We start from the raw sequence: 20084 nt of genomic DNA, 5'->3' as shown, positions 1-20084 counted from the left end.
CAGCATGCTTGCAGCACCTGCTGCTTCTGGAGGACCATCATGTCATTCAAGGTCACGGTCATCGGCGCCGGGTCGATCGGCTTCACCAAGACCCTCATTTCCGACCTGCTCAAGGTGCCGGAATTCGTTGATTGCGAGTTCGCGCTGACCGACATCAATCCGGCCAATCTCGACATGGCCAAGCAGATCATCGAGACCATCGTCTCGGTCAACAAACTGCCGGCCAAGGTCACGGCAACCACTGACCGCCGCGCGGCCATCACTGGCGCGCGCTACGTCATGAGCTGCGTTCGCGTCGGCGGGCTCGAGGCCTTTGCCACCGACATTCGCATCCCGCTCAAGTATGGCGTCGATCAATGCGTGGGCGACACCATCTGCGCCGGCGGCATTCTCTACGGGCAGCGTAACATTCCGGTCATTCTCGATTTCTGCAAGGATATCAGGGAAGTAGCCGAGCCCGGCGCGCTGTTCCTCAACTATGCCAACCCCATGGCCATGAATACCTGGGCGGCCGAGCAATATGGCGGCGTCAACGTGGTCGGCCTCTGCCATGGCGTGCAGCATGGCGCCCATCAGATCGCCCAGGTTCTCGGCGTTGCCGATAGCGAGCTCGACTATGTCTGCTCGGGCATCAACCACCAGACCTGGTACATCGACATTCGCGCCAAGGGCCGCAAGATCGAAGCCGACGAGCTGCTTGATGGCTTCGAGAAGCACCCGGTCTATTCCAAGCAGGAAAAGGTCCGCATCGACGTTCTCAAGCGCTTCGGGGTCTACTCCACCGAGTCCAACGGCCATCTCAGCGAGTACCTGCCCTGGTATCGCAAGCGTCCAAACGAGATCAATCGCTGGATCGACATGAGCGACTGGATCCACGGCGAAACCGGCGGTTACCTGCGCCATTCGACCGAGCGCCGCAACTGGTTCGAGACCGACTTCCCAATGTTCAAGGAGCAGGCCAACAAGCCGCTCAGCGAACACAAGCGGACCAGTGAGCATGCCAGCTACATCATCGAGGCCATGGAAACCGGGCGCACCTATCGCGGCCATTTCAACCGCCGCAACAACGGCATCATCACCAATCTGCCGGACGACGCCATCATCGAAAGCCCCGGCTTTGTCGATCGCTTCGGCATCAACATGGTCGAAGGCATCACCCTGCCGACCGCCTGCGCGGCAACCTGCTCGGTATCCGTTTCGGTCCAGCGTCTCTCGGTGGAAGCGGCGATGACCGGCAACATCGATACGCTCAAGCTCGCCGTGCTGCATGACCCGCTGGTCGGCGCCATCTGCACGCCCGACGAGGTCTGGGCCATGGTCGACGAGATGGTCGTGGCGCAAGCCCAGTGGCTGCCGCAATATGCCGACGCCGTGCCTGCCGCCAAGGAACGAATCGCCAAGTCCACCGTCAAGACCAGCGACTGGGAAGGCGCCGCTCGCAAGCGCGTCCGCTCGGTGGAAGAGCTGCGCGAGATGACTGGCGGGCATCACTAACCCGCTGCGAATAAAGCTCGATTTGGGGCGGGCAGTGGTGCGCCCGCCCCGTTTTCTGCTACCACCATCTCATGAGTGATCTGCTGCCTTTCGTTCTTGCCCTGCTGGCTTTGCTGGCCACGCCGGGGCCTACAAATACGCTTATGGCGGCGGCCGGGGCGCAACGCGGCGTGGTCCGTTCGCTGCCGCTGCTGGCGGGCGAACTCGGCGGCTATTTCATTGCAATCACTGTGTGGATCGAGCTGGTCGGCGCCGCCGCGGCGAGCCAGCCGCTGGTCCCTGTTATCGCCAAGTTCGTCGCTGCGGCTTTCCTTGTCTGGTCGGCGTGGAAGCTGTGGGTCAATGCCGGACATGCCGATCTGGCCCAGCGCGGCATTACCTTGGGCCGGGTCTTCGCCACCACGCTGATCAACCCGAAAGCGCTGGTCTTTGCCTTTGCCATCTTTCCGCATGTCGGCTTCGTGGCGCGGCTGCCGTTTCTGGCAATATTCACAGTGCTGGTAGTTGGGACTGCTGTGGGTTGGATGACGTTGGGCGCGGTCGCGGCCAGGTCGTCGTCAGGTCTGCTGACGTCGTCGCGGGTTGAGCGGATCACCGCCGTAGCGCTGGCGGTGTTTGCAACCCTGCTGGTGGTGCAGACTGTGCAGGGATTGTTGTGAGCACCTCTGTCCATCCTACCCACGGTCGCCTCCCGCGGACTTGATCCGCGGGTCACTCTCAACTCGGCACAGGCGACGAGAGACCCGCGGATCAAGTCCGCGGGAAGCGACGGCGGAGGTGGAAACATCGAAGGCCATCAAGGGAATAGTCTCCCCAAAGCCCAAACGGCCCCGATGCTTTCGCACCGGGGCCGTCCTTTGGAAGCAGAGGGAGGATATGCGCCGCGAATTACGCCACGCGCTGCTTCCGGGAACCGCGGGCCCATTCGGGCAGCCAGGTGCCATGGGCTTCGGTGAGGTCGTCGACGAGGTTCCAGATCTGCTCCAGATCCAGCTCGGCGGCGGTGTGGGGGTCCATCATCGCAGCATGATAGATGTGCTCGCGATTTTCGGTCATCAGCGCTGCTACGGTTAGTTCCTGCACGTTGATATTGGTGCGGATCAGCGCGGTCAGCTGTGGCGGCAGGTCACCGACAAAGGTTGGCTGCAGGCCATTGTCATCGACGAGGCAGGCCACTTCCACCGCGGCATTGTTGGGCAGGTTGGTGATGACGCCATTGTTGCGCAGATTGCCGTAGATCACCGAAGGCTCGCCGGTCCACACCGAGTTGACGATGGATGAAGCGTATTCCTTGGACTGGGCGACCTCGATGCGGTCGGCCTTGCGGTAGTCTTCCGAGGTCTTCTTCCACTTGGCGATCTGCTCGACGCAGCGCTTGGGGTACTCATCCAGCGGAATGCCGAACTTCTCGATGATGTCCTCGCGGCCTTCCTTGATGAAGTAGGGCGTGTATTCGGCGAAGTGCTCGGAGCTTTCGGTCACGAAATAGCCGAGGCGCGTCATCATCTCGTAGCGCACCTTATTGGGGCAGCGCGGGTTCCAGGTCGGCTTTGGCGCGCGGCCTTCGGCATAGGCGCGGTGCAGGTCCGGGTAGAGGTCCTTATACGAGCCATCGGGCTGGCGGTGCTCGAACTTGAGATAGAAGGCCATGTGGTTGATGCCGGCCGACTTGTAGCGGATTTCCTCGTAGGGAATGTCGAGGTCGTGGGCCAATTCCATCGCCGTGCCCTGCACCGAGTGGCAGAGGCCGACCTGCTTGATGGTGGGGTATTTTTCCGAAATGGCCCAAGTGTTGATGGCCATCGGGTTGACGTATTGCAGCATGATCGCGTCGGGCGCCACCTGCAGCATGTCTTCGCAGATGCTCCACAAATGCGGCACCGTCCGGAGGCCGCGCATGATGCCGCCGACGCCCAGCGTGTCGGCAATGGTCTGGCGCAGATTGTACTTCTTGGGCACTTCGAAATCGACCACGGTCGAGGGCTCGTAGCCGCCAATCTGGAAGCAGACGACAACGAAGTTGGTGCCATCCAGCGACTGGCGCTGATTGGAATAGGTCTCCACCTGAGCCGAAACGCCGAGGGTGGCGATCAGTTTCTTGGCGATGATCTCGCTCTCTTCCAGGCGCGTCGGGTTGATATCCATCAGGCGGATGGTGGCGCCCGCCAATGCGGGGCGCTGCAGGATGTCGCCGACAATGTTCTTCATGAACACGGCCGAGCCGGCGCCGATAAAGGTGATTTTGGGATTTGCCATAATGAATGCTCCAGCTAGGCGGCTATTTCGAAGGCGGCGCGAACGAGGCGGGCCGTGTATTCGGTTTGCGGGTTGGTGAGGACGTCGGCAACCGGACCCTGTTCGACGATCTTGCCATATTGCATCACCATGACGCGGTGGCAGAGGGCCCGAACGACTTTGAGGTCGTGGCTGATGAAGAGGTAGGAGAGGCCCTTTTCGTCCTGCAGCTTGCGCAGCAGGTCGATGATCTGGGCCTGAACGGACAGGTCGAGAGCGGAAGTTGGTTCGTCGAGCAGGATGAATTCCGGCTCGAGCGCAATGGCCCGGGCGATAGCGATGCGCTGGCGCTGGCCGCCCGAGAATTCGTGCGGAAAGCGGTTGAGGATGCCGTCCGGCATGCCGGCATCGCGCAAAGCCTGGCGCACACGGTCGCCCCGTTCGGTCCGGTTGGCGCCGATATTGTTGACGATCAGCCCTTCCTCGATGATCTGGCGGATCGACATGCGCGGATTGAGGCTGGCAAACGGGTCCTGGAACACGATCTGCATGCGGCTGCGCAGCGGCCGCATCGCCTGGCGATCCTTGTTGTCAATGCGCTCGCCGTCGAAGTAAATCTCACCACCCTGGTTGCCGATCAGCCGGATCAGTGCTTGCCCGAACGTGGTCTTGCCGGACCCGGATTCGCCAACAATACCCAGCGTTTCGTGACGCATCAGCTTGATGTCGAGATTGTCGACGGCCTTGAGTTCGAAGAAATCCGGCTTGAAGAATCCGCCGCGCTTGAGGGTGAAGCTGACCTTCACCTCCTTGCCTTCGAGCACCGTTTCGTGGGCGCCGTCTTCCAGCGGCAGCGCTGTACCCTTGGGCTCCGAGGCCAGCAGGTGCTTGGTATAGGCATGGGTCGGATTGGCGAACAAAGCCTCGGTGGCGTTGTGCTCCTGCACGCGGCCATTCTGCATCACATAGACATATTCGCTGAACTGGCGGACCACGGTCAGGTCATGGGTGATGAGGATCACCGCCATGCCATACTTGTCCTTGAGGTCCTTGATCAGGTTGAGGATCTGAGCCTGCACGGTCACATCGAGCGCGGTGGTCGGTTCGTCGGCGATCAGCACATCCGGCCGGTTGGCCAGCGCCATGGCGATCATCACGCGCTGGCGCTGGCCGCCCGATAGCTGGTGCGGATAGTTGTTGAGGCGAGCGCGCGGCTCAGGGATCTGCACTTCAGTCAGCAGCGCCTCGGCCTTATCCATCGCCTCCTTGCGGCTCATCCTGTTGTGCAGGTGGATGATCTCGCAGATCTGCTGGCCGATCGTATAGACCGGGTTCAGCGAGCTCATCGGCTCCTGGAAAATCATGGCAATATCGTTGCCGCGCAGCTTCCGCATGTCGCGGTCGCTCATCTTGACGATATCCTGACCGCTCAATGTGATCTGCGTATTGGGCAGGATCGTCGCCCGCTTGGTCAGTAGTTTCATCAGCGTGCGGGCGGTCACAGATTTACCCGAGCCGCTTTCCCCCACAAGGGCGATGGTCTCGCCTTTGTGGAGCTGGAAGGAGACGTCGCGCACGGCGTTCACCGTGCCGCCTTCGACCTTGAAGTCTACACCCACATTGCGGGCATCGAGGATAAGTTCGCGGCCGTGGCTGCCGAGATCGTGACGCGTATCGGAAACGGGCGTGTAGCTGGGTTCGGTCATCTGCCTGCTCCTCAATACGGGTCGATGGCGTCGCGCAGGCCGTCACCGAGCGCATTGAAGGCGAAAACGGTGATCAGCACGAACACGACGGGGGATAAGATCCAGGGATAGGACCCGATTACCGAGAAGGTGCCGGTATCCTGGAGCATCAGGCCCCACGAGATCAGCGGCGGCTTCACCGCGAAGCCGAGGAAGCCGAGGAAGCTTTCCAGCAGCACCACGCTCGGAATGGCCATCGTCACGGCCACGATGATGTGGCTGAGCACGTTGGGCAGGATGTGCCGGGTGATGATGCGGCTATCAGTGGCGCCGACGGCGATGGCGGCGCGGACATATTCGATGCGGGCCAGCGACAGGGTCTTGGAGCGCACTTCACGGCTCAATTGCGCCCAGCCCAGTACGGCCATGACGAAGATCACGAAAGTGAGGAACACATTGGATGGGGCCGTCACCGGGATGAGCGAGGTCAGCGCCAGATAGAGCGGCAGCTGCGGGAAGGCGAGGACGAAATCGACGAAGCGCTGGACCCAATTGTCGAGGCGTCCACCGATATAGCCCGAGGTGATGCCCACGAGGGTGCCGACAATGGTGGTCAGCGTCACCACGGCCAGAGCGATCATCAGCGAGATGCGGGAGCCGACAATGCCACGCGACAGGATATCGCGGCCGAACTTGTCGGTGCCAAGCAATTGGATCGGCCTTCCATCCGTCGCGCCGAAGAAGTGGATATTGGACGGGATGAACCACAGGAAATTGTAGCTGTAGCCAGGCACGAAGAAGCCTGTCGGAGTCGGGTTGTCCTTGATCAAGCCAGTCAGTGGCTGGAAGGTGATCGGGTCGAATTCGCCGGTATCGCCAATTGGATAGACATAGGGGATGAGGCTGAAATTGCCGGCCGGGTCTTCGAAGGCGATGACATCGGGCGGCGCGAAGGGCAGGTTGGCCTCTTTGGGGTCCATCGGCGCGAAGAAGTCGGCGAAGATGGACACCACCAGCATGATGGCGACGAGGATCAGCCCGACCATGCCCATGGGCGAGCGCCGAAAGCGGCGCCATACGAGCGTGGCATAGCCTTCATTGCCACTGCCGAACCGCGTGACCACGACCTTGGGGTTCGCGGCCTCTTCTGCCGGGGTTGGCATGGGGCCGCCGGCGTCGGGCGGCAGCGGAATGGATGAGCGGGTATCGGTGGTGCTCATTCTGCGCCTCCTCCTAGCCGGACGCGGGGATCGAGGGCGACCAGCAGCACGTCGGAGATGATGTTGCCAATGATCAGCGTGGCTGCGAGCACCAGCATGAAAGTGGCGGTGACGTAGACGTCGCCGACGCCCATGGAGCCCACAATGGCCGGACCCACGGTGGCGAGACCGAAGACGATGGCGACTTCGATCTCGCCGGTCAGCATGTAGGGCAGCACCACGCCCTGGTAGGCGACGAGTGGGTGCAGGGCATTGGGCACAGCGTGCTTCATGATCACCGCACCTTCGGGCAGGCCCTTGGCGCGTGCCGTTTCGACATATTGGCTGTTGAGCACGTCGAGCAGGTTCGCCCGCATCACGCGCATATTGTAGGCCAGGCCGCCGAACGTGGCGATGAAGATCACCGGCCAGATGTGGGTCATGAGGTTGACGAACTTGTCCCAGCTCCAGGGCGCGCCGCCATAGCGGGCGGAGAAGAACATCCCGACCTCGCTGACATTCATGCGGAACACGAGGATGTAGAGGATGATGATCGCCAGCAGGAAGCGCGGGATCGTCATGCCGAGGAACGAGAGGACGCCGAGGCCGGTATCGACCCACGAATACTGACGGGTGGCGGCGAGAATGCCGAGACCGATACCCAGGAAAGACGCGAGGATGTGGCAGACTAGCGCCAGTGCGATCGTGGCAGGCAGGCGCTCGGTAACGACCTGGCCGACTTCCTTGTTGTAGAAGAAGGAATGGCCGAAATCGAAGCGGGTGACGATGCCGGTTATCCAGCGGAAATACTGGACAACGAGAGGGTCATTGAGGCCGTTGGCCTGGCGATAGATTTCGGCCTGTGCTTCGGCTTGTGCAGGCGGCACGCCGCCCTGGTTGATCAGCATGGAGCGGATGGTGTCGCCGTAGTCGCCCGGAGGCGCCTGAATGATGGCGAAGGTCACGATGCTGAGCAGGAACAGCAAAGGGATCGCGCCCAAGACGCGCATGGTCAGAAATCGAAGCATGGCCGCAAGCCTTTCCGTTGAGGGCAGGGGGACGACATCCCCCTGCCAGGGTTCGCTACGCTAGACGACGATCACATCGGGCCGGCGGAGCCAGGCGCGCCTGGCAGCGTTTCGGGATGCAGTTCGTAGTCGCCCTGTGCGTCGGCAGGTACGAAGACACGCTCGCGGATGATGTTGTCTTCGGCCCAGTTGAACATGAAGATCGGAGCACCGGCCGGGATATTGGCAAAGCGCTTGTTGATGATCAGCGCACCCGGGTACTGGGTCAGGCCCACCGAATAGACATTCTCGGTGAAGATCTGCTGATACTTCTTCATCAGTTCGACGCGTTCGGCATTATCGCTGGTGGCGATGAATGCGTTCACGGTGTCGACAAGTTCCTGCTCGAAGGGGAGCAGGTCGAGCACGTCGCCGGTACCAGCGCGGTGGAAGTAGCTGGTGCGCGGGCCGGTTGGAGCCAGGCCTGCCGTGCCCTGAACCACCGAAACCATCTCGGAGCCCTGGCGGCGGACGTGCCAGTCGAACTGGCCAGCCTGCTGCATGTCATCGCGGGCAGTACCCTGCTGGAAGTTGGCGATGACGCGGAGACCGAGCGGTTCCATCATGGCTATGACGCCTTCGGCCAGGTTGGTGTCGGTGGCGTAGTCAGTGTTTGCCAGCAACGTGATTTCGACGTCGGCGCCGCCATCGGGGAAGTTGCGGACGCCGTTGCCGTCGGTATCGGTTAGGCCGATGCCATCGAGCAGGTCATTCGCTGCGTCCAGGTTGAACGGATAATAGACCGTCGAAGCCTTGTCGTAGTAGGCGGTTCCGGCATAGAGCCCGCCGGGGTAGATGGCGGTAAACGGACCACGGACAAGCGAGTCGCCGAGGCGCTGGCGGTCGATCGCGATCGAGATTGCCTTGCGGAAATCGAGATTGCGGTTGAGTTCACGCACCGACTGGGCGCGCGCGTCGGGTTCACCCCAGCCATTGGCCGAGAAGTTGAAGTCCAGCGCATATCCAATGGTGCGGGCGCCGAACTGCAGACGGGCAGGGGCAGTGTCTTCAGCCGAACGCTTCAGGGCCTCGACATAGCTTTCGGCCTGTTCGAGGTTGGAGAAGTCGCCCGAACCGGCAACAGCCTGAACGTCGCGGTCAGCCCAGGTCGAGAGGCGGTAGTGCAGCTCGTTGAGGTAGGGGAGCTGGTTGCCGTTCTCGTCGGTCTTCCAATAGTAGGGGTTGCGGCGCATGACGATGATGTCGTCAGGACGATATTCTACCGGCACCCAGGCACCCATCACCGGAATGTTCATGTATTCCGGCGGGAAGGCGTTCTTGTATTCCTCGTAGGTATTCTCGGCGTTGTACTTGGGATGCTCGGGTTTGAGGATATGGCTCGGACCCGGGCAGAACGTGCCGTAGGCCATGGCATAGAGGTACTGGGTCGGCCGGACTTCCTTGAAGGTCCACTTGATCGTGTAGGGATCCAGGGCTTCCAGAGTCGTGCCAACACCGAAGGTCTCTGGCGTGCCACCGTTGAGCGGGGAAACGTTGGTGTCGAGGATATTGTCGTTCCAATAGAACATGACGTCATCGGCATCAAAGGGGTCGCCGTCGGACCATTTTGCACCTTCGATGAGCTTCATCGTCAGCTCGTGCCCGTCTTCGGACCATTCCCAGCTCTTGGCGAGGTTGGGGAGAGGCTCGAGTTCGTCGGCCTTGACCTCGAACAGTGGCCCGGTGCGAGTCAGACATTCGGATAGACCGATGTCGATGCCACCCCAACCCTGGGACTGACCGCCGATATAGTTCCAGCCTTCCGGGCGTCCGCCAATCACATGGCGCATGGTGTCGCCGTAAACACCGATGCCATCAGGCATGTCGCCGGTCTTGAAGACGAGCGGCTCCTTGGGGAGACGTTCAGCGACAGGCGGCAGGGTGCCGGCGTCGACATATTTCGAGGTGACCCAATCGGGCTCGTGGTATTCGGGCAGCGCCTTGTATTCCAGAATATCGGTGACGCTGACGAAGTTCGGTTCGCTCTGTGCGGCGAACGCCGGCGGATCGGGCAGTTCGCCGGTCAGTTCCTGGGCCTGCACTGCAAGCAGTGAGACGCCCAGCATCAAGCTCGCCCCGCCAAGGGCAATCGCATGTCTTCTCATCATTCCTCCCATAGCAGCGGAACGGCATTGGCTGCCGCCGACCGGATACTCCCTTCCAGTCTTGTTCCGTGCTCACCCCAAAATGGTACGCCTTGCCTTGGCCGAAACAATCCGGAATGATAGAGACTTATTTCGGGTTTCTAAGATATGAGCCGATAAGTATGATTGTTGAAAAGACTCTCGACAGTCGCCCCAAGCGCGAGCGCGCGCCGCGGCCCACGCCGCGACCGGACCGCAGCTTCTACTCGTCGGGCAAGGCCTTTGGCCGGTTCGGCATCCGTTCTTTTGCCCCCCAGATCATGCCACAGCCCCATAGCCACGGGCATATTGAATTCAATTGGCTGACCGCCGGGCGGATGGACTACGTGTTCGATGGCGGGCCGGTCACCGTGGGCGATGGGCGGCTGGTGGCCTTCTGGGCCGGCATTCCGCATCAGACGGTGGCCCTGCACGAGGTGGGCGACGGGCGGCAGCACAATATCTACCTGCCCATGGACGCGTTCCTCGAAATGCCGCAGCTCGGCCGCCTCACAGAGACTCTGATGGGCGGCGGTGTCATTCAGCTCAATCCGGATTGCATCGGTCTCGAAACGCTGGAGCGTTGGCACCAGGACTATCGCAGCGGCAATGCGCTCCGCACCGATATCGTTCGCGCCGAAATCGGCACCATGTTTCGCCGCGCCGCCATTACGGGGTGGGACACGCTGTTGCCGGCCTGGGTGGAGGGCACTGGCACGCGGACGCGTACGGGGTCCCCGGTGCGTTATGTGGTCCGCATGGTGCGCCACATCGTGGAGAACATCACCGACCCGCTCAGCGCCGACAGCATCGCCGACGTGGTGGGCCTGCATCCCAACTATGCCACCAACCTTTTCACCAAGGTGATGCATATTTCCGTGCAGAAATTCGTCACCCGCATGCGGTTGATCCGGGCGCGCTCGTTGCTGTTCGACGGCAGCCTGTCCATCGCCAATGTGGCGTTTCAGTCAGGCTTTGTCAGCCAAACCCAGTTCTATGAGCATTTCCGCAAGGCCTATGGGATGACGCCGAGCCAGATGCGCAAAGATACGATCGAAGGGTAGGGAATGCCCGCATGCCCTGCGCAGCCGCCTCTTAAGCGATCGCGCCCACGATCGCATGGTCAACAAATGGTGTTGCCATGCGGGAAGTCTATTACCGGGTCGAGAGCGTCGACGAAGTTCCAAGGACTGCTGCCTTTGTGCGGATATGGCGTGATGGCGCGCTACCCACGGCAGAGGTGACGACCTGGGGTATCGAGTGCACCACGTTTCCAACCGACCCCGATGTTGCGCTCGTCCGGGCGGGTGTGGCGCGGGCGCGATACGAGCTGTTGGGCGTGTTCGTCTGGGTCGAGGATGAGAGCCTGTGGCATCATGAGTGGGGTGATCTGGTGCATTAGCTCGGGTCCTGTCGCCGACGGAAGGCGAGGGGAGACATGCCCGTCCAGCGGCTGAAACGCTGGGAGAAGTAGAACTGGCTTTCGAACCCTGCGGCCGCTGCCACCTGCTTGACGGGGAAGCTGGTGCGCCGGAGCAGATCGGCGGCGACCTGCATGCGCCGTGCCTCGAGATAGCCCTGCACAGTCTGCCCCGACTCGTCCTTGAATAAATGCGCCAGGCGCGAGGGGGACAGGCTGACGGCGTTGGCGACGTCGTCGATCAGAACCTTGTCGGCCAGGTGTTGGTCTAGATAGTGCATCGCGCGCGCGACCCGCGCATCGCCGGCCAGTACGTCGCCGTGCCCATTGTGTGCATCGATGTGGAGCAGCAGCGCTTCCAGCGCGTTCATGGCGAAGGCCTCGCGGCGAATTTTCTGGCTGTTGAGCAGGGCATGCACCTCGGCGAACTGCGCGCTCAACGCTTCACCCTCGATGTGCAAGCGCATCAGACCGTCGGCCACCTTTGGCCAATTCATCCACGCCAGCCAGTCCGGCCGTGGCTGGAAATGGGCCCAGAGCAGGTCCCAGCGCTGGAGCGATGGTTCGACACCATAGTCGTGCGGTGTGCCGGGCCGCAGCAGCACCCAGTCGCCGATCTCGGAGATCAACTCGCCACCGGCATGACCAAAACGTCCGCGTCCGCCGACGGTGTGGATGAGCAGCCAGTCCCTGACGCCGTTCCGGCGAACGGCGCGATAGCCCGATGTCTCGTGAAAGAACCCGGTGAGCAGGTTGAGTACGGTTGTATGCGCGGTTTCGGAAGGATCGGTCATAGCAGGATATTACATATGATCGGCAGGACACTCCATGGCGCGAAGCGGGCGTTCCTTCTTAGATTGACCGCAGGAGGAGATCGAAATGGCACATGCTGGTTTGGATGCGGCACAGAAGGCCCAGTTTGGGCGCGATGGTTTTTTGGCCATCCGGGGCTTGATCGGCCTGGATGAAATCGCCGAGATTCGCGACACTTTTATGCAGGCGGCGGCCGACGGCCCGGTGCCCGGCCTTTCGGATGTCCCTCGGGTCAGGGAAGGTGCGCCTGTGGGTGCCGATCCGCTGAGTCGGTTCCCACGCATGATGCATCCGCATAAGCATGCCGACAAACCGGTCGGGGAGGTGGCGGCTCGCTACATGTTCGACCCGCGACTACGACCTATCCTGGCCGACCTTTTTGGCGAGGAACCGTTTGCCTGCCAATCCATGTTCTACTTCAAGCCGCCCGGCGCGCGCGGGCAGGATCTGCATCAGGACAACTTCTATCTCCGCGTGAAGCCTGGCACCTGCATGGCGGCCTGGGTCGCGGTGGACGACGCCGACGCGGGCAATGGCGGCATGATGTGTGTACCCCAGACCGCCATGCTCGACATTGCCTGCCCGGAACCGTCGGATCCGGCGCTGTTCTTCACCACCGAGCATGTCGAGCCACCGGCCGGCCTCGAACCGCAGATGATGCAGCTCAAGGCGGGGGATGTGCTGTTCTTCAACGGCAGCGTCATCCATGGTTCGACGCCCAACACCAGCCCCGACCGCTTCCGCCGCTCGCTGATCTTCCACTATGTCCCGGCCAGCACGGTCGAGATGAGCCACTGGTACGAGGCCATGAGCTTCGACGGCCATCGGCAGGATATCGCGACCAACATGGATGGCGGACCCTGTGGCACGACGCAGGCCGCACCGATGGGGCCGCACTAAGGGGCTAGCCGACCGTGATCCTGTGCGTCACGTGGTCGACGCCCGGCAGGTGCGCAAAGCCCAGGCGTTCGTAGAACGCAAAGGCCGTATCGGGTGCATTGGTGTTGAGATAGTCGAAATGGGTTGCGGCACCGTCGAGGATTGCCGCGATCAAAAGCCGACCGGCACCACGGCGTCGTACTGACTGCCCGACATAGAGATGCCGCACGCGGCCGGCGCGCGGATTGATGTCATACGGGTCGATGTTTCGTCCGCAGATGCCGACAAGCACCCGGTCGTCCAACAGTCCAAGGACGGTCTCGCCCGGACGCTCAAACCTGTTGCTACCGCTGCGCCAGCTCTCGTCGAACCGCAGCAGCATCCTGTGCCCTTCGGCGAGGCTCTCCTGCAGCAGGTCGTCGAAACCCGCCACGTCGGGTATGACAGGCGCGAGCGCGAACATCGCCCTAGGTGTTGAATTTGAACAGCATCACGTCGCCGTCCTTGACGACGTATTCCTTGCCTTCGTCACGCGCCTTGCCGGCTTCCTTGGCGGCAACTTCGCCGCCCAGCGTCACGAAATCCTCGTAGCCGATGGTCTGGGCGCGGATGAAGCCGCGTTCGAAGTCGGAGTGGATCACGCCTGCCGCTGCCGGAGCCTTGTCGCCCTTATGGATGGTCCAGGCGCGGGTTTCCTTGGGGCCGACGGTGAAATAGGTCTGCAGGCCCAGCAGCGCATAGGCCTCGCGGATCAGTCGGTTGAGGCCGGCCTCGTGCAGGCCCAGCGATTCCAGATATTCGGCCTGCTCAGCATCGGGAAGCTGGGCGAGCTGGCTCTCGATTTCGGCGGAGATGATGACAACGCCAGCGCCATTGGCATGGGCATAGTCTTCCACCGACTTGCTCATGGCATTGCCGCCTTCGGCCGAACCTTCGTCGACATTGCAGACGTAAAGCACGGGCTTGGAGGTGAGCAGCTGCAGTTCCTGGAAGGCCTTTTCTTCCTCGGCCGAGCGCTCGACGAAACGGGCGGACTTGCCTTCGCGCAGCAGCACCAGTGAACGATCGATCAGATCGAGCGTGACCTTGGCTTCCTTGTCATTGCCCTTGGCCTTCTTCTCGACGCCGCTGCGGCGCTTCTCGAGGCTTTCGAGGTCAGCCAGCATCAACTCGGTCTCGACCACTTCGGCATCGGCCAGTGGATCGACCTTGTTGGCGACATGGATGATGTTGCCGTCTTCAAAGCAACGCAGCACATAGGCGATGGCGTCGCATTCTCGGATATTGGCGAGGAACTGATTACCCAGGCCTTCGCCCTTGGATGCGCCCTTCACGAGGCCTGCAATGTCCACAAAGCTCATGCGAGCGGGCAGAACATTGACGGACTTGCCGATGGCGGCCAGCTTTTGCAGACGGGCATCGGGCACCGGCACGTCGCCCACATTGGGCTCGATGGTGCAGAACGGAAAGTTTGCTGCTGCTGCTGCTGCGGTGCGTGTCAGCGCGTTGAAAAGGGTCGACTTGCCGACATTTGGCAGGCCAACGATGCCCATCTTGAAACCCATGGGGAAGCTCCGGAAACTGTTGGCCTCCACTTGGTTCGGATCGGGCGCGATGTCAATGCGCAGCGCCGCGCATCAGACCGGCGGTTTGGCAAATCCCTTGACCAGAATCGGGCCGGTGGGGCGGCCCGTCGGCGATCCGGGCGCCGGTTCCAGCGTGATTTCGTAAAGCTGCCCGTTCTGCGGCAAGGGCAGGTTGGGGCCGGCGAGGCGGATGTCTTGCGACGCAGTCAGCGTGCCCAGCGATACTGGCCCGGTTTCCGGGTCGGGCAGGGTCCAGACCTGCAGGATTTTGCCCTCGGGAACCTCGAAATTGTCGAGCGGCACCAGATGGACACTGTCATCGGCAAAGGCCTCGACGATTACCGCGGGGCTGGCGTCGGTCTGGTTGAGCAGCACGGCGATGACCGTGGGCTCCGGCGGGGTTCGCAGGACGTTGCCGGCGGCGTAGCCGAGACCGAGGGCGACGATGACGCTGGCGGCCATGGCGTACCAGTTCTGCAAGACAGGCCGCCGGGCAGGGGGCGGCGTGCTGGCAGCATGCTTGGGCATTTCTGCAAGCCTATTTTCGATTTTCGACCACAGGTCACGGCTCGCAGCGACTGGCGTAGCCGTATCGTCAAGGCTCGCCATTTGCCGCGTCAGTCGATCGACGGCAGCGAGCAGTTCGGCGTCATCCGCCATCGCGGCTTCAAATGCGGCGCGCTGAGACTCGTCCATGAGTCCGAGCACGTAGTCGCCAGCCTGTGCGAGGCGCTCTTCCCGGGTCATGACAGGCACTCCTGCAAGGCGATGGTGCCGCGTCGGATCCAGGCCTTTACCGTGCCCAGCGGGGCGTTCAGGGTGGCGGCCACCTCACCGTGGTTAAGCCCGGTCACATAGCAAAGCAGGATTGCCTTGCGCTTGGTTTCGTCGAGGGCGCCGAGGCAGGCCTTGAGCGCGTCGCGTTCGGCCAGCGCATCGAAGGCATTGAGGGCGTCGACGGACCGGTCGCCAAGGTCGGTCAGCGTCTGGTCGTCGTGATAGTCTATCCGGCTGCCGTCGCGCACCAGGTTCAACGCCCGATTGCGCACGATTGTGGCGATCCAGGCGCGAGCATTGCCGCGCCTCCCGTCGAACTGCGATGCCCGCTGCCAGATGGAGACGAAGGCATCCTGCACGACTTCCTCGGCGAGGTCCGGTCGGCGGACGATGCGGCGGGCGATGGCGATCAGGCGGCCGGCTTCCCCATCGAACAGGACGGCCAGTGCATTTCGGTCGCCAGCAGCAATGCGTGGCAACAGGGCGTCGATGTCTTCGCTGCGCGGCTGCGGGTGCATCATCATGCAGACCTTACACGCGTCGGGGCGCGATGGATGCAAGGCCGCGAATATTTTTCCGCGGGCTGCATCTGATGGACGATCCCGTGGGTAAAGCCCTCGTAACCGGCGCTTCGAGCGCCACCCATAACGAGGAGACGTCCCATGTCCAAGCTAATGCGCCTGACCCTGCTCTCCGGCACCACAATTGCCGTTCTCTCTACCGCGGCTCTGGCTGCCCCGGCCGTTGGCCTTGTTGGTGGCAAGACGCTGGTTATGTTCGATACCGAAACGCTCGCCGTGTCCGGCACGATGGAGGTGACCGGCGTTGACGGTCTTGCCGGCATCGACGTGAGGCCCGCCGACAAGATGCTCTATGGCGTCTCGCTGGCCGGCGAAGTGGTCACCATCGATACGGCGAGCGGCGCTGCAACGGTGAAGAGCACGCTCTCTGAGAAGCTCTCCAGCTATGAAGGCGCGATCGTCGACTTCAACCCGATGGCCGACCGTCTCCGGCTGATGGGTACCGATGGTACCAATCATCGCGTCAACGTCGATGACGGCATGGTTACGGTCGATGGCTCGCTGGCCTATGTCGCCGGCGACATGCATGAGGGTGAAACCCCCGCCATTGTCGCTGCATCCTACATCAACTCGATCGGCAAGCCGGAAGCGACCGGCATGTTTGATATCGACGCCACCATTGCGGCACTGATCAAGCAGGCACCGCCCAATGACGGCACCCTGGCCGCTGTCGGCAAGCTGGGTGTGGAAGGGTCGAGCTATGCCTTCGACATTTCCGCCACCGAAGACCTGACCAACACGGCCTATCTGGTGATCGATAACGCCCTTCATACGGTCGACCTCGAAACCGGCGCGGCAACGGCCGTTGGCGCGATCGAAGGCGTGGATGGCATGATCAGCGACATTGCTGTGTTGCAGTAGTGGAGCGTCACCTCTCCCCATTGGGGAGAGGTGGGCGCGTAGCGCCGGGTGGGGAGGCTTCGCTGGCCTCTGGTTGAGGTGAAGGCCGCCTCACCCGACCCAAGAAGGTCGACCTCTCCCCCGGGGGAGAGGTACGGGGATCGCGTCGCTACTGGCCCTTGAACAGCTTTTTGAGCATATCCGCCATTGGGCCGGACTTGGGAAGCTCCACCTGCGGCTTGGTTGGCCGGGCCGCGCGAATGTGGCTCTGGCCCTTCGGGGCAGGTTTGGACTCGGTCTCGTCGGCGGACTTGGTGGCGAGCGCCAGCTTGTTCATGAAGCCGTTGTCATCGCCCTTGAGCAGGAGGCCGACATGCTTGCCGATGCCATCCAGCAGGGGATCGAGCCATGTCCGGTCGGCTTTGGCGAAGTCGCCCAATACATGGTGGGTGACGAACTCCTTGCCGGGGTGGCCGATGCCGAGGCGGACGCGCTTGTAGTCGAGGCCGATCTGCGGATCGATCGAGCGCAGGCCATTGTGCCCGCCATTGCCGCCGCCGACCTTGACGCGCACCTTGCCGGCTACGAGGTCGAGCTCATCGTACAACACGACGATATCTGACGGCGCGATCTTGTAGAACTGGGCGACCTGCTGCACGCTGTCGCCGGAGCGGTTCATGAAGGTCTGCGGCTTGAGCAGAATGACCTTCTCGCCCTCGATGCTGCCTTCGGCAAGGCTCCCGGAATGCTTGTTGCGAAACTGGGTGATGCCGTGGGCGCGCGCGATCGCGTCCAGCGCCATGAAGCCGATATTGTGGCGGTTGCCCTCATACTGGCTGCCCGGATTGCCCAGGCCGACAAGCAGCTTCATTGGATGCTCCAGAAACGAAAGAGGCGACCCGTAGGCCGCCTCGAACTTATAGCAGAAACGAGGGGCGCGATTACTCGGCCTTGGGCTCGTCGGCTGCTTCGGCGGCCTCGGCCTCTTCTTCGCCAGCCGACTTCAGAGCCGACGGGGCGACGATGGTGGCGATGGTCACGTCGTCTTCATGGCTGTGATCGACCGAGCCGGCCGGCAGCTTGACGGACGAGATGTGGATAGTGTCGCCGATGTCGAGACCGGTCAGATCGACGGTCACTTCCTCGGGGATATTGTCCGCATCGACGGTCAGATCGAGCGTGTGGTGCACGATGTTCAGGGTACCACCGCGCTTGAGGCCCGGGCTGGCTTCTTCATTGATGAAGTGCACATGCACCTGGACGTTCAGCTTGGTGCCCTTGCCGACGCGGAGGAAGTCCACGTGGATCGGGAAGTCCTTCACGGGATCAAGCTGGTAGTCGCGCGGAATCACGCGGTGCTTGGTGCCGTCCACATCCAGCTCGAGGATGTGCGAAAGGAAACCGCCAGCGTAGATGTACTTGTGTGCATCCTTGTAGGCGAGGGCGACGGTGACGGGGGGCTTCTTGTCACCATAAATAACAGCGGGAACGAGTCCCTGACGACGCAGTTCACGAGCGGCCCCCTTGCCCACTCCCTCACGCGCCTGTGCCTTGAGCACCTTGGTAGTCGCAGCCATGGAAAAATCCATTCTGGGTTGGTGTATGCGTCACTACAACGGCATACGCGCCCGTCCTCCAGGGGTGACGAGCGCTTCATGGCGCGGGCTATAGCGGAAAGGGGCGGGAGGAGCAAGAGATTGTGCCACGAGGGCGTGGCATGAAAACTAGCCGTCCTGCAACTTGTTCCGTTGGTCCATCAGATAATGCCGGACCGCCTCGTCAGTGGATAAGCCGATGGCCAGCGTCAGGGCTTCATAGGCCTCGTCCTTGCGGCCGGCGCGCGCCGCGAGGTGGCCGCGGGCGGCCCAATAGGGTTGGTAGTCGGCCATGCGTTTGTCGGTGGCAATGGTGTCGAGACTGGCGAGAGCCGCCGGCGCGCCCAGGGTTTCGAGCAGGGCGGCGGCACGGTTGAGGATGACGACCGGCGAATCCGTCAGTTTCAGCAAGACGTCGTAGAGCGCGACCACGGCATCCCAGTTCGGTCGGCCGGTGACGCGGCGCGCCACATGCGCGGATTGGATCGCGGCCTCGATCTGATAGCGGCCCGTGGGGCCGGCGCTGTTGGCATCGCGCAGCATGGCCTCGGCGGCCATGATCTGCGGCTCATCCCATAGATCGGTGTCCTGCTGCTCAAGCGGGACGTAAGCGCCGTTGGCGGTTCGGCGGGCGTGACGGCGCGCTTCGGCGTAAAGCATTAGGGCGAGCATGCCTTTGGCTTCGGGCTCATCGGGCAGCAGGGACACGACCAGGCGCCCAAGCCAGATGGCTTCGTCGGCGAGGCGATCGGCGGTGGTGTCGCCGATTTCGGTCCAGCCCTTGGCATAGGCGGCGTAGATAGCCTCCAGCACGGCGTCGAGCCGCTCGGGCAAGTCCTCACGCTCGGGAATGGCGAAGGGTATGCCGGCTTCCTTGATGCGCGATTTGGCACGGACCAGCCGCTGCCCCATAGTGGCGGGCGGAATCAAGAATGCGGCGGCGATGTCGATCGCCGTCAGACCGAGAATGGTCTGCAGGATCAGCGGTGCGCGCATACCGCGTTCGATGGCGGGGTGGACGCAGGCAAACATCAGCGCCAGGCGGCGGTCGGGTATAGCGGCGGGGTCAGCGGCCGCTTCTTCCAGTTCTTCGGTCATGAGTTGAATGTGAGCCTCCCCACTGGTGCGGGTCTGCCGACGCCTGATGGCATCGGCCTGGCGGCGGCGGGCGACCGTGAGGAGCCAGGCATCTGGATTGGTTGGCACGCCATCGTCCGGCCAGGATTTGAGCGCGCTGGCAAAGGCCTCCGCCAGCGCATCTTCGGCACCCGCCACGTCACGCGTGCGGGCGGCCAGGAAGGCGACGAGGCGCCCATAGCTTTCGCGGGCAGCCCGCTCGGCTGCTTTGCGCGCCTCGTCAGTCATCAGCCCTCACCCGCGCCGACGATTTGGCGAATCTCGATCGTGCCGAAGCGCGAGCTGGGGCAGCGATTGGCCCACTCCACCGCTTCTTCAAGTGTTGGTACGTCGATGAAGAAATAGCCGGCGAACTGTTCCTTGGTGTCGGTATAGGGGCCGTCGAGGACATCGGTTTTGCCGGTGCGAGTACGCACAATGGTGCCGTCTTTGCCCGGCTGCAGCCGCTCGCCACTTGTGAAGCCAGCGCCGGCCTTGGCCAAGGCTTGATTGAACGCGGCGTAGTCGGCCCAGAGCTGCTGCTGATTGGCGCCGGCTAAGGCCTCGTCGTCGTTATGGATGACCATCATGTAACGCATTCAATTTCCTTTCGTGGTCGGCGCATCTTGCTCCGATGCAACAATGTCGGGGCGCCACGACGGCTTTCGACTTTT

The 20084-nt window shown here is 62.3% G+C and carries 20 protein-coding genes; 6 read left to right on the top strand and 14 right to left on the bottom strand.

Annotation, left to right across the window (positions count from 1 at the left end):
• Positions 1-39: 39 nt before the first annotated feature.
• Together melA (MF606_RS15045) and MF606_RS15040 are read left to right on the top strand one after the other, a co-directional pair.
• On the top strand, positions 40-1494 hold the full coding sequence (gene melA, locus MF606_RS15045; RefSeq protein ID WP_240230159.1) for an alpha-glucosidase/alpha-galactosidase: 1455 nt from the start codon (positions 40-42) through the stop codon (positions 1492-1494).
• A 71-nt stretch (positions 1495-1565) separates the two neighbouring features.
• A complete protein-coding gene (locus MF606_RS15040) occupies positions 1566-2153 on the top strand; it encodes a LysE family translocator (RefSeq protein ID WP_240230158.1) in 588 nt (195 codons plus the stop codon).
• Positions 2154-2382: 229 nt separating this feature from the next.
• Here the strand turns inward: MF606_RS15040 and melA (MF606_RS15035) are convergent, their stop codons facing one another.
• From melA (MF606_RS15035) to MF606_RS15015, 5 genes are all read right to left on the bottom strand, one after another.
• On the bottom strand, positions 2383-3753 hold the full coding sequence (melA, locus tag MF606_RS15035) for an alpha-glucosidase/alpha-galactosidase (protein ID WP_240233862.1): 1371 nt from the start codon (positions 3751-3753) through the stop codon (positions 2383-2385).
• Positions 3754-3764: 11 nt separating this feature from the next.
• Positions 3765-5435: an ABC transporter ATP-binding protein gene (locus MF606_RS15030; RefSeq protein ID WP_240230157.1), complete on the bottom strand. Its 1671-nt coding sequence runs from the start codon at positions 5433-5435 to the stop codon at positions 3765-3767.
• Between the two features lie 11 nt (positions 5436-5446).
• Positions 5447-6577, bottom strand: a complete 1131-nt coding sequence (locus tag MF606_RS15025; protein ID WP_240233861.1) for an ABC transporter permease — start codon at positions 6575-6577, stop codon at positions 5447-5449.
• A 53-nt stretch (positions 6578-6630) separates the two neighbouring features.
• A complete protein-coding gene (locus MF606_RS15020) occupies positions 6631-7641 on the bottom strand; it encodes an ABC transporter permease (RefSeq protein WP_240230156.1) in 1011 nt (336 codons plus the stop codon).
• 71 nt (positions 7642-7712) lie between these two features.
• Complete coding sequence (locus tag MF606_RS15015) at positions 7713-9785, bottom strand: ABC transporter substrate-binding protein (protein WP_240230155.1); 2073 nt, start codon at positions 9783-9785, stop codon at positions 7713-7715.
• Between the two features lie 161 nt (positions 9786-9946).
• On the opposite strand from MF606_RS15015, the gene MF606_RS15010 reads away from it, so the two are divergent.
• Together MF606_RS15010 and MF606_RS15005 are read left to right on the top strand one after the other, a co-directional pair.
• Positions 9947-10867, top strand: a complete 921-nt coding sequence (locus tag MF606_RS15010) for a helix-turn-helix domain-containing protein (RefSeq protein WP_240230154.1) — start codon at positions 9947-9949, stop codon at positions 10865-10867.
• Positions 10868-10944: 77 nt separating this feature from the next.
• Positions 10945-11205: a hypothetical protein gene (locus tag MF606_RS15005; RefSeq protein WP_240230153.1), complete on the top strand. Its 261-nt coding sequence runs from the start codon at positions 10945-10947 to the stop codon at positions 11203-11205.
• On the opposite strand, the gene MF606_RS15000 is transcribed toward MF606_RS15005, so the two are convergent.
• On the bottom strand, positions 11202-12017 hold the full coding sequence (locus tag MF606_RS15000) for a helix-turn-helix domain-containing protein (protein WP_240230152.1): 816 nt from the start codon (positions 12015-12017) through the stop codon (positions 11202-11204). The two genes, MF606_RS15005 and MF606_RS15000, sit on opposite strands and share 4 nt — an antisense overlap.
• An 85-nt stretch (positions 12018-12102) precedes the next feature.
• Here MF606_RS15000 and MF606_RS14995 point away from each other — a divergent pair, with 85 nt between their 5' ends.
• Positions 12103-12936, top strand: coding sequence for a phytanoyl-CoA dioxygenase family protein (locus MF606_RS14995; RefSeq protein ID WP_240230151.1), 834 nt, complete (start codon positions 12103-12105; stop codon positions 12934-12936).
• Between the two features lie 4 nt (positions 12937-12940).
• Here the strand turns inward: MF606_RS14995 and MF606_RS14990 are convergent, their stop codons facing one another.
• The 4 genes from MF606_RS14990 to MF606_RS14975 all read right to left on the bottom strand — a co-directional run bounded on the left by MF606_RS14990 (position 12941) and on the right by MF606_RS14975 (position 15802).
• Positions 12941-13378: a GNAT family N-acetyltransferase gene (locus MF606_RS14990; RefSeq protein ID WP_240230150.1), complete on the bottom strand. Its 438-nt coding sequence runs from the start codon at positions 13376-13378 to the stop codon at positions 12941-12943.
• A 4-nt stretch (positions 13379-13382) separates the two neighbouring features.
• Positions 13383-14480, bottom strand: a complete 1098-nt coding sequence (gene ychF, locus MF606_RS14985; RefSeq protein ID WP_240230149.1) for a redox-regulated ATPase YchF — start codon at positions 14478-14480, stop codon at positions 13383-13385.
• 72 nt (positions 14481-14552) lie between these two features.
• Entirely contained in the window at positions 14553-15248 is a 696-nt protein-coding gene (locus MF606_RS14980) for an anti-sigma factor (protein WP_240230148.1), read from the bottom strand.
• Entirely contained in the window at positions 15245-15802 is a 558-nt protein-coding gene (locus MF606_RS14975; RefSeq protein WP_240230147.1) for a sigma-70 family RNA polymerase sigma factor, read from the bottom strand. Before MF606_RS14975 ends, MF606_RS14980 begins: the two co-directional genes overlap by 4 nt.
• Positions 15803-15940: 138 nt before the next feature.
• On the opposite strand from MF606_RS14975, the gene MF606_RS14970 reads away from it, so the two are divergent.
• On the top strand, positions 15941-16720 hold the full coding sequence (locus tag MF606_RS14970) for a DUF4394 domain-containing protein (protein ID WP_240230146.1): 780 nt from the start codon (positions 15941-15943) through the stop codon (positions 16718-16720).
• A gap of 148 nt (positions 16721-16868) precedes the next feature.
• Here MF606_RS14970 and pth read toward each other — a convergent pair whose 3' ends face one another.
• The 4 genes from pth to MF606_RS14950 all read right to left on the bottom strand — a co-directional run bounded on the left by pth (position 16869) and on the right by MF606_RS14950 (position 20009).
• The gene (gene pth, locus MF606_RS14965) at positions 16869-17570 is read right to left on the bottom strand and encodes an aminoacyl-tRNA hydrolase (protein WP_240230145.1); all 702 of its coding nucleotides are present in this window, start codon (positions 17568-17570) and stop codon (positions 16869-16871) included.
• Positions 17571-17640: 70 nt separating this feature from the next.
• The gene (locus MF606_RS14960; RefSeq protein WP_240230144.1) at positions 17641-18276 is read right to left on the bottom strand and encodes a 50S ribosomal protein L25/general stress protein Ctc; all 636 of its coding nucleotides are present in this window, start codon (positions 18274-18276) and stop codon (positions 17641-17643) included.
• Between the two features lie 147 nt (positions 18277-18423).
• A complete protein-coding gene (locus tag MF606_RS14955; RefSeq protein WP_240230143.1) occupies positions 18424-19659 on the bottom strand; it encodes an RNA polymerase sigma factor in 1236 nt (411 codons plus the stop codon).
• Complete coding sequence (locus tag MF606_RS14950) at positions 19659-20009, bottom strand: YciI family protein (RefSeq protein ID WP_240230142.1); 351 nt, start codon at positions 20007-20009, stop codon at positions 19659-19661. The genes MF606_RS14955 and MF606_RS14950 overlap by 1 nt, the downstream gene beginning before the upstream one ends.
• Positions 20010-20084 lie beyond the last annotated feature (75 nt).

Source organism: Devosia lacusdianchii (assembly GCF_022429625.1).
In the GTDB taxonomy this organism is placed as follows: Bacteria; Pseudomonadota; Alphaproteobacteria; order Rhizobiales; family Devosiaceae; genus Devosia; species Devosia lacusdianchii.
Note: the sequence above shows the minus strand (reverse complement) of the source record. Positions and strands in the feature narration are given on the sequence as shown.